Raw genomic sequence first — 7,678 nt, 5'->3', positions numbered from 1 at the left:
CTGTGCCCCTCCCTGAATAGGGAGGGGCTTTTTTTATGCGGCGATTAAAGTGCCCCCTGCAGGGGTCGAACCTGCGGTTTATGTTTCGCAACAATAACTCATCTTCAGTACAGATTAAAATATACTCCACGGAACGGCAAAGATATTTGCAGTAAGTTGTTTTATTTCAGAGCCGGAATATATAACGAGGCCGCCTGCAAACCTCTTTGCCGCATCTTTTAGAAATAATAAGTTCTCGGCATCCTTCATAGATATAGTGGAAGACAGCTTAACCTCAACGCCGATTATCCTGTTGCCTTTTTCCAATACGAAATCGACTTCCCGCTCTTTTCCCCCCTGTGTCCTGAAGTACATAACATCTCCTTCTATAAGTGACGCCATAACTGTCAGATTCAGGAATACATACGATTCAAGCAAGGCTCCTCTGAATCCTTCAGGTATAGATGCTGATGCAGTGAACCCTCCAAGCGAAGCTGCCAGGCCTGGATCTGTTATAAAAATCTTCGGCGCTTTTATAAGTCTTTTGGAGATGTTTTTGGAATAAGGCCTGACCCTTGACACAAGTCCTGTTTCCTCAAGGATATTTATATACCTTCCGGCAGTAGCATGGGATAGCCCCGTATCCCTCGCTATATCGCTTTGTTTGAGGATATTCGCCGTCCTTAGAGCGAGCAGTTCCATCATCTTCCTAAAGTCCGGGAGATACGATATTTCGGAAATATCTCTCAAATCCCGTTCAAGGTACGTCTTTGTATACCCTCTCCACCATGCCGCAATGTGATCCTCTTTTTCCAGAAATGCAGCAGGAGGCATAAAGCCCCTGAAAAGGATTCTGATAATATCGCCGCTCTTTTGCCCAAATGTATAGTCTTTTATCTTCAATGACGGCAAGCGGCCTGTTTCAATAAACGATTCGAGCCAGCCGATGTACTTCCGTTCCATAAACTCGCCATAGCTGAAAGGCATGAGGTCGAAGTATGCTGCCCTGCCTGCAAGGCTTTCCGAGACGCTCTTCATCAGGATGAGTTTTGCGGAGCCGGAAAGGACTATCCTTCTCGATCTGTCTTTATCAACCGCTTTTTTTACTGCATGCAGAAATTTTGGGGCCTTTTGCACTTCGTCGATAACCATGTTATGTGAGATGGCAAGGAGTTCATCAGGCTTTTTTTGAGCCAGAGCAAGCGTATCGAGGTCATCAAAGGTGATATAGTGCCAGTCCTTGAACGGGTGCTCATTTTGCAAGAGAGTGCTTTTGCCTGTTTGCCTTGCGCCGGAAAGGATTATCACAGGAGAGAATTCCGCAGCAGACCTGAGTTTATCTGCAAGCCACCTCGGTTTGTAAATATCTTTCAATATCATGATATATAATATATCACATCGTGATTAAAAATACATCATGCTCTGTTTATGTGATCGGAATAAGAAGCCGAACAATCGGCTTATCTTTAGTGATATTCCCCATGCAAACCCTTGATTATCCTCATGTATCAGTTTATAACGCTATAAAATGTTGAAGAAACTTAAAAAAAGAATGTTGTACATAATGCTTTAAAGCTATGGAAGATGATTTAAATGATTATTGTTATAGATTGAAAGAGCGGATCGGATGAGTGATTGTTTAGAGATTGCGGCGAATGTTGCTTTGTTTGTGAGTGCGCTGTTGCTGCTCATAGACGTTGCTCCGCACGACTTTTTGCCTGCACACAAGAAACGTGTTCATGCCGTAAATTTGTTGAGGAAAAGCCGTAACGTACTCGGCAACCTGCCGCCGAATACAAAAGTGACTTCAGAAACAACTGGAATGGATTTGCTGTGTGAACCTGAAGCGTACTCAGCACTCTCCAATTTCATTCGTCAGAAGTCACCTCTCGCTCATACTGTCGACTGGGCGAAGGCAGTGGGAGTGGGTTACGCGACTATGTCGCTACCCGTGGGTAACTCGACAGTTGAAGCGTACCGCACTCTTTATGTAACACTTATTCCAGAAGAGCCCGACACCAAAATGGTCCTTGTACCCGTCGGCCAGTTGGGGGATTTAGATGCGTGGCTATCAGAGCAGCGGCAAGGTGCGATTACCCGAATTGCTCTCGTTTTTCTCATGTTGGGATTCGCACTTCAACTCGCGGCATCCCTCGTGTGAGACAACGCTGAAGCGACTTTGTAAATTGACACTATAAACTATCTTTTATATCTTAACATCCGCCTGTGTTTAATCAGGATAGCGTTTTGAAGGGCGTTATGGGGCAAGAACAAACAAAGACAGGACACAAAACTACCGTTTGCTTTTTTTCGCCTTTTCCCTATACTGCATGGCTGCCTTGCTGATCTCCTGAATGCTTTCTTCCGGCAGCATGGTCTTGCGCCATTTTGTATAATCGAATTTCTCACGCGCCATTAAAGCGATGTACCTTTCCGCCTCAATAGCTCCCATAGCTTTTATAAGGGTTTTTGTTCCTTCGACTTTTATTTCGTTATCGTTTTTCATCTCTCCTCTATGGGAAACATATTTAAGGGTTTCCGCAAGTGCTTACAAATACCCAAAACCAGTATTATCAAGCGTTTCAGCCTATAATTAATTGTTTATGTTTTTTGCAAAAACAGTTCATTTTTACAAAGGGTTTATTACGAATTAATGACGCTGGATTTTCCCTTTCTGATTAAGCAGGCGGTTTTTTCAGAGGCTTTTTTATACCAACTCGTTTTTTTGACGTTAATCCCGACTTCTTTAAAACCTTCTGCCTTGAGGTGCTCTATTATCTCTTTTTCTTTTAGTTTCCTTTTAGCCATTTTAAATACCTCTCTTTGTAAAATTCGTAATTATCTTTTATATCAGTTATAGCCATAGTCAAGGCTTGACTATTATCGAGATAGTCATACCAGACTTTTCTGACTACATTCCCATCCGTATCAAGAATGTCTTTATGCGGGCATTCATGCCCGCTATCATATCTTATCACTTCATGCCACTGTCCTTCAAATTCACACAAAAGCTTCACCACAAATTCTATAACATCCCCTTTTTCTGTGATGAAATATACATAAGCAACAATGCCTGGTGCAATTTCCAAAAAGTATTCTTTATTCATGTAGCAAAATTATATCGTAACAGAAAAAGTATGAATGATGGCAGTCAGGCTTGAAAAGTATTTTGGCACATCAGAGGAGCTATGGATTAACTTGCAGATGCAATATGAGCTTTATAGGGTCAAAGAGAAAAAGAAAAAGGCGCTGGAAAGAGTGAGAGCATATACAGAACTTCATCCTGCTGCGGTTTAATGCGGATTTATACAAACGCTGGATTTTCCATTCTGGATGTTCTATTTATGTGATTGGAACAAAAAGCCGGACAACCGGCTAAAATATCAATAACATCTTGCCCGCAACCCTTGATTCTCACTTCCTATAGGCATATAATGCTATAAAATGTGGGATAGAGATAAAAGACAATGTTATACGAATAATGGAGACTAATATATGAGTGCCGCGTTGCCATTACGTGAATACCTTTATCTCGATGATTCAGGCATAGAGAGCCTTTATGCACAAACTGTAAGCAATCTTGAAATAGAGAAAACATCTACTTTGGAAAAATCGATAAGTGGCAAAGCAGGAATCAAGCTTAAGTTTAAGCAAATTCTCCTTGAAAAGGGTCGCCCTGGTGGCTATAACCATCGAGACGATTATTATAAGAAAACCACAATGTTCGCGTGATTCTTGCTGCAAACGTATCGAAACTAAAAAGGTCAGGGGGCAAAATGTCACCAACAGGGCATGACTCCCTATTTTTTCAGAGGTTACAGAGGCAAAGAGATTTCTCTGAATGTCTTTGGGTCATTATCAACAATGTATGACTTTTATCAGATTAAGCCATACGCAATATGGAGATAAAAGAGCGTATAACCATGCCTTTAACCAGACGCGGATTAAGCGACACGATATTATTCGCGTTGTTACCCGCACTGGTTAAGGCTACCATTATACATAAATAAAGGAGCATATTAATTGATACCAGCACATAATGCATCTGGCGTTCTCCCTCCATTTCTCCCCGGACAGTCGCCAACTGATCCTTCCGCAATGTTGCCTTATTGTGTGTCGATGCTTGATGTTGTAAAGAAGTATGCTATTAATGAAGAAAGAATTAAAATATTAAAAGGCGTTATGAACTATAGAGATGAGTTAAGAAAGTCTGGCATTCATGATGGCTTTCAATGAATAAACGGAAGTTTTGTGGAAAACACTGAAGTGACTCGTGGTCGCCCTCCATTTGATATCGATATATTACATTTGCTAATAGGCCAGATAGCTTCAGAGAGCTTGATATCTGGCGAAAGTTCATAAATTCTCGTCCCGACTTATTTGACCCGGAGGAAAGCAAAAAAAATATATTTATGCGACGCATATTTTGTAGATATGACTTCACACCCAGGGTTCTTGATTAACCAAACTGCATACTGGTTTGGTTTGTTTTCTCACCAACGTGACACCTTCCTGTGGAAGGGAATGCTTCAAGTTTCTCTGGGCGATGACAAGGAAGTTATTGACTTCCTTAATAGTGGAGGTAGTCATGCCTCGTAAACTCAAGCTTGAAGGCTTGCAAGCTGAACTATCGGCTGTAGAATTATTGCTTAAACAAGCAATTGAGGTTGGCGACCCTATTGGTGAAATGCAACTGACACACAGAAAGCAAAAAATCGAAAATGAAATCAGCCAGACTGATCAACACCCAGAAATGACAGCAAGTGTTGCGTTGTTTTTTTGGTGGAGAACCAGTCTTAGGTTCTAGGGGTATATCAGCTGATTTTGCAGGACACACTCTTGAACTTTTTCAGGAGCTAGTTTCCCGAACATTTGCAAAGACTGAGATTGGTGTGCTTGGCACTAGAGGCCCTATCCCCATGAAACAACGAACAACATTGATGGTTACTGAAATTGCTAAAGGCTCTTTTGGCTTCATTCTTGACGAGTTGTCTGATCAAACTGAAATAGTGGATACAGAACTCAAGTTGATAGTTGAAAAAGTCACACGCATGATAGAGCGTACGGCATCACCTAATGAGATAGAATTCGAGGAAATTGCTGAAACACTAGATGCAAGAACGCTCACGACGTTACGGGACTTTTTCGTTAGTCTTGATACAAGTGCTGCAACTGTTAGAGTAGTTGAAGACGTTGCAGATATTACTCTTGACAGCCCTTCAATACATCGCGCTAGAGTACGTACAGAGGCAACTTCTATAGATGAGCAAGAGGATTTTATAGAGGGTGAAATATTTGGCTATCTTCCAGAACATCGGAAATTCAAGCTTAGACTTGAAAGTGGAGATATTGTATATGGCTCTGTCTCAAAGGATGCATCTGAGCAATATAAAGCCTTTATACAATCGGGCAAAGCTGTTATTGGTCGCAAGTGGAAACTGAAGATGAAAAAAAGAATTGTTAAGCCTCTGAACAGGCCACATAGGGAGGTCTATTGGCTATTGGAATTTATTGACGAAGAATAAAGAAGTGTATAAACAGTTACTGCAGTGAATGCGAGATAGCCAGGCCCTTTTTGACGGTTAATGTTTTTAGTTTTGCGAATCATAATTATGCATTCTGGTGCGCTTCATGTCTCGCATCACTGAAGGAAGAAACAAAATCACTCTGTCCTTGATAAAAACATCAAATAATTTCTCTAATTCCTTGACTTTGCAAAAATGCCTGTTGCTTTAGCCATCTTGACGGTTCAATCAATATTTGGTATTGTAATACTAATATGAAGGCAGACTTGCTTATCATGAGAAAAAGTATTTTGCTGACGGCTCTTTTTACGAGATAAAAATATGGAGAGTCCCCAAACACAAGGATAAGCCGCATGGCCTAAAGTACTCTTTTACATATATTGTTAACGATGAGAGAGTAATAGGTTACGACAATCACGAGCATAAGGGAGACCATAAGCATTATAGAGGCAAGGAGTATATTTACAAGTTTCAGGGATTAGAGAAGTTATGGAAAGATTTTATGAATGATATTAAACAATTTAAGGAGGGGAATCTATGAGAGTGAGAAATATAAAAATATCCATTAAATCTGACGAAGATGTTTTTAAAGAGGTTAAAGAGGTATGGGGAAAACTTGAGCGAGGGGAAAAGGTCAAAAAGCATGAGGGCATTTCCCTTGAAAGCCTTGAGACCATGAGGAAGGTTCTTACAGAGGAAAGATTAAGGATATTGAAGACCATAAAAAAAGATCATCCGCAGTCAATATATGAGCTCGCAAAGATACTTCACCGTAATGTAAAGAATACTTTCGATGATGTTCAGTTTCTTGCGCAGATGGGGCTTATAGAACTGAAAAAGACGAAGGATGGAAGAGAGAAGACAACGCCGTTTGTAAACTACGACCGGATACTTCTGGAGATTCCTGTTTAGGCTTTAGAAAATTAAGTGCCCCCTGCAGGAATCGAACCTGCGGCACCAGGTTTAGGAAACCTGTGCTCTATCCTACTGAGCTAAGGGGGCGAGGGCCTTATTTACTGCATCTTCAGCATCGTCTGCTTTTATAATGCCCTTTATATCCCAAGTGTTTATGCCTATGACCGGCTTGCCTGTTTTCAATCCGAGGGCTATTTCTGAGAGCGTTCCGTATTCTCCACCAACAGCAATAAGGGCATCTGCTGAACGAACTATGATAACATTTCTCCCTTCACCAAATCCAGTGGCAACAGGCACATCAATGTAAGGATTGGCATCGCTTTTATAGCTTTGTGGCAGGATTCCAACTGTTATCCCACCTTCGGATTTAGCACCTTTTGCAGCAGCCTCCATCACTCCGCCGAGACCTCCGCATATGAGGATGGCATTTCTTCTTGCGATGAGTTTACCGACCTCTTCGGCAATTCTCAAGGTATTTTCGTCTGAATTGCCTGCACCTATGACAGCTATTATTTTTTGCTGCATGGTTATGTCCTTCCCTCTTTTCTCCTGTCAAGCACTTCTGCAAGGAAGGGCAGAAGCAATGAGCCTCCGGGGATTAAGAAGATGACTATTGCTGGAACAACCTTTGATATATTTTTTAAGATGCACTTTAATCTCTTTCTTCTCTTCTTTTGTCCATTCTTGTCCTGTATTCTGGTGTTTCATCAGGAGCTGCATGAGTCCCTTGACTTCTACAACCTCGTTCAGGATAAATTCCCTATTGCTGGCAATAAGTCTTTTGATAAAATTCGGCATATGATTTCAAAAAAATAAATATCGGGGCGAGAGGATTTGAACCTCCGACCTTTCGGTCCCGAACCGAGTGCGCTACCAGGCTGCGCTACGCCCCGAAAGCTATATGATACCATAAGTTCAGAGACTGAGGAAACTTAAGTCTAAAACATTTCAGAAATATTTCTTATCTTAACTAAAAACCTCCATTTACTTTAAATTCCCATAAAACCAATTAATCATGGAGGAAGAAAAATGTTCATGACAAAGGAAAAATCAAAAGTCTTTGGGATAGTGGTTTTATCTGTTGCCGTTGTTTTTGTCCTTTCAGGCTGCGCACAGACCATGCGAGCTATCGAGCACGCCAAAATGACAGTAGCCGTTAAAATGTCAGACACCATATTCCTCGACCCAACCATTCTGACAAAGAACAGGAATGTTTTTGTCAGGGTTACTAACACATCTGACATGCAAGAAATAGTCTT

At 41.2% G+C, this 7,678-nt stretch carries 13 protein-coding genes, 2 tRNA genes and 1 pseudogene; 9 read left to right on the top strand and 7 right to left on the bottom strand.

All coding sequences use genetic code 11. The annotated features are described in order from the left end of the window. Positions 1-114: 114 nt before the first annotated feature. A complete protein-coding gene (locus V7L97_RS10280) occupies positions 115-1,359 on the bottom strand; it encodes an ATP-binding protein (protein ID WP_333655679.1) in 1,245 nt (414 codons plus the stop codon). Positions 1,360-1,606: 247 nt separating this feature from the next. Here V7L97_RS10280 and V7L97_RS10275 point away from each other — a divergent pair, with 247 nt between their 5' ends. Next, the gene (locus V7L97_RS10275; protein ID WP_333655677.1) at positions 1,607-2,140 is read left to right on the top strand and encodes a hypothetical protein; all 534 of its coding nucleotides are present in this window, start codon (positions 1,607-1,609) and stop codon (positions 2,138-2,140) included. A gap of 132 nt (positions 2,141-2,272) precedes the next feature. Here the strand turns inward: V7L97_RS10275 and V7L97_RS10270 are convergent, their stop codons facing one another. The 3 genes from V7L97_RS10270 to V7L97_RS10260 form a co-directional block, all read right to left on the bottom strand. Then, positions 2,273-2,485: a hypothetical protein gene (locus V7L97_RS10270; protein ID WP_333655674.1), complete on the bottom strand. Its 213-nt coding sequence runs from the start codon at positions 2,483-2,485 to the stop codon at positions 2,273-2,275. A 137-nt stretch (positions 2,486-2,622) separates the two neighbouring features. After that, a complete protein-coding gene (locus V7L97_RS10265) occupies positions 2,623-2,787 on the bottom strand; it encodes a hypothetical protein (RefSeq protein ID WP_333655672.1) in 165 nt (54 codons plus the stop codon). After that, positions 2,769-3,086: a DUF7718 family protein gene (locus V7L97_RS10260; RefSeq protein WP_333655671.1), complete on the bottom strand. Its 318-nt coding sequence runs from the start codon at positions 3,084-3,086 to the stop codon at positions 2,769-2,771. The genes V7L97_RS10265 and V7L97_RS10260 overlap by 19 nt, the downstream gene beginning before the upstream one ends. Before the next feature lie 34 nt (positions 3,087-3,120). Between V7L97_RS10260 and V7L97_RS10255 the strand changes: the two genes are divergently transcribed. The 7 genes and pseudogenes from V7L97_RS10255 to V7L97_RS10235 all read left to right on the top strand — a co-directional run bounded on the left by V7L97_RS10255 (position 3,121) and on the right by V7L97_RS10235 (position 6,416). Next, positions 3,121-3,276 carry a helix-turn-helix transcriptional regulator gene (locus V7L97_RS10255; protein ID WP_333655669.1) on the top strand — a complete coding sequence of 52 codons (156 nt, stop codon included), beginning with the start codon at positions 3,121-3,123 and terminating at the stop codon, positions 3,274-3,276. Between the two features lie 198 nt (positions 3,277-3,474). Further along, positions 3,475-3,711, top strand: coding sequence for a hypothetical protein (locus tag V7L97_RS10250; protein ID WP_333655667.1), 237 nt, complete (start codon positions 3,475-3,477; stop codon positions 3,709-3,711). Between the two features lie 648 nt (positions 3,712-4,359). Beyond that, a complete protein-coding gene (locus V7L97_RS13080; protein ID WP_442891816.1) occupies positions 4,360-4,578 on the top strand; it encodes a DUF6932 family protein in 219 nt (72 codons plus the stop codon). Then, positions 4,568-4,786 carry a hypothetical protein gene (locus V7L97_RS10245; RefSeq protein ID WP_333655664.1) on the top strand — a complete coding sequence of 73 codons (219 nt, stop codon included), beginning with the start codon at positions 4,568-4,570 and terminating at the stop codon, positions 4,784-4,786. Before V7L97_RS13080 ends, V7L97_RS10245 begins: the two co-directional genes overlap by 11 nt. 112 nt (positions 4,787-4,898) lie before the next feature. Next, positions 4,899-5,504: a hypothetical protein gene (locus tag V7L97_RS10240; RefSeq protein WP_333655661.1), complete on the top strand. Its 606-nt coding sequence runs from the start codon at positions 4,899-4,901 to the stop codon at positions 5,502-5,504. A 298-nt stretch (positions 5,505-5,802) separates the two neighbouring features. Beyond that, a pseudogene (locus V7L97_RS13075) lies at positions 5,803-6,045 on the top strand (toxin-antitoxin system TumE family protein); the annotation flags it as partial. Beyond that, positions 6,042-6,416 carry an HVO_A0114 family putative DNA-binding protein gene (locus V7L97_RS10235; RefSeq protein WP_333655659.1) on the top strand — a complete coding sequence of 125 codons (375 nt, stop codon included), beginning with the start codon at positions 6,042-6,044 and terminating at the stop codon, positions 6,414-6,416. The pseudogene V7L97_RS13075 and the gene V7L97_RS10235, both read left to right, overlap by 4 nt. A gap of 16 nt (positions 6,417-6,432) precedes the next feature. On the opposite strand, the gene V7L97_RS10230 is transcribed toward V7L97_RS10235, so the two are convergent. The 3 genes from V7L97_RS10230 to V7L97_RS10220 form a co-directional block, all read right to left on the bottom strand. Next, a tRNA-Arg gene (locus tag V7L97_RS10230) sits at positions 6,433-6,506 on the bottom strand. Next, positions 6,489-6,944 (bottom strand): TIGR00725 family protein, encoded by a 456-nt coding sequence (locus tag V7L97_RS10225; protein WP_333655656.1) that lies wholly within the window; start codon positions 6,942-6,944, stop codon positions 6,489-6,491. The genes V7L97_RS10230 and V7L97_RS10225 overlap by 18 nt, the downstream gene beginning before the upstream one ends. Before the next feature lie 294 nt (positions 6,945-7,238). Beyond that, positions 7,239-7,312: transfer RNA gene (locus V7L97_RS10220), tRNA-Pro, on the bottom strand. A 136-nt stretch (positions 7,313-7,448) separates the two neighbouring features. Here V7L97_RS10220 and traT point away from each other — a divergent pair. Further along, positions 7,449-7,678 (top strand): complement resistance protein TraT (traT, locus tag V7L97_RS10215; RefSeq protein ID WP_333655654.1); only part of this gene is annotated, 230 nt, incomplete at its 3' end.

The sequence above is a fragment of the Dissulfurispira sp. genome (assembly GCF_036745535.1).
In the GTDB taxonomy this organism is placed as follows: domain Bacteria; phylum Nitrospirota; class Thermodesulfovibrionia; order Thermodesulfovibrionales; family Dissulfurispiraceae; genus Dissulfurispira.
This window is presented reverse-complemented; position numbering and strand designations above follow the sequence as displayed.

What these genes read in the sequence shown, in the direction of transcription:
- V7L97_RS10235 (WP_333655659.1), top strand. Translation starts at nt 6,042, where the DNA reads ATGAGAGTGAGAAATATAAAAATATCCATTAAATCTGACGAAGATGTT.
- V7L97_RS10250 (WP_333655667.1), top strand. Translation starts at nt 3,475, where the DNA reads ATGAGTGCCGCGTTGCCATTACGTGAATACCTTTATCTCGATGATTCA.
- V7L97_RS10225 (WP_333655656.1), bottom strand. Translation starts at nt 6,944, where the DNA reads ATGCAGCAAAAAATAATAGCTGTCATAGGTGCAGGCAATTCAGACGAA.
- V7L97_RS10245 (WP_333655664.1), top strand. Translation starts at nt 4,568, where the DNA reads ATGCCTCGTAAACTCAAGCTTGAAGGCTTGCAAGCTGAACTATCGGCT.
- V7L97_RS10280 (WP_333655679.1), bottom strand. Translation starts at nt 1,359, where the DNA reads ATGATATTGAAAGATATTTACAAACCGAGGTGGCTTGCAGATAAACTC.
- V7L97_RS10275 (WP_333655677.1), top strand. Translation starts at nt 1,607, where the DNA reads ATGAGTGATTGTTTAGAGATTGCGGCGAATGTTGCTTTGTTTGTGAGT.
- V7L97_RS10265 (WP_333655672.1), bottom strand. Translation starts at nt 2,787, where the DNA reads ATGGCTAAAAGGAAACTAAAAGAAAAAGAGATAATAGAGCACCTCAAG.
- V7L97_RS10255 (WP_333655669.1), top strand. Translation starts at nt 3,121, where the DNA reads ATGATGGCAGTCAGGCTTGAAAAGTATTTTGGCACATCAGAGGAGCTA.
- V7L97_RS10260 (WP_333655671.1), bottom strand. Translation starts at nt 3,086, where the DNA reads ATGAATAAAGAATACTTTTTGGAAATTGCACCAGGCATTGTTGCTTAT.
- V7L97_RS10270 (WP_333655674.1), bottom strand. Translation starts at nt 2,485, where the DNA reads ATGAAAAACGATAACGAAATAAAAGTCGAAGGAACAAAAACCCTTATA.
- V7L97_RS10240 (WP_333655661.1), top strand. Translation starts at nt 4,899, where the DNA reads ATGAAACAACGAACAACATTGATGGTTACTGAAATTGCTAAAGGCTCT.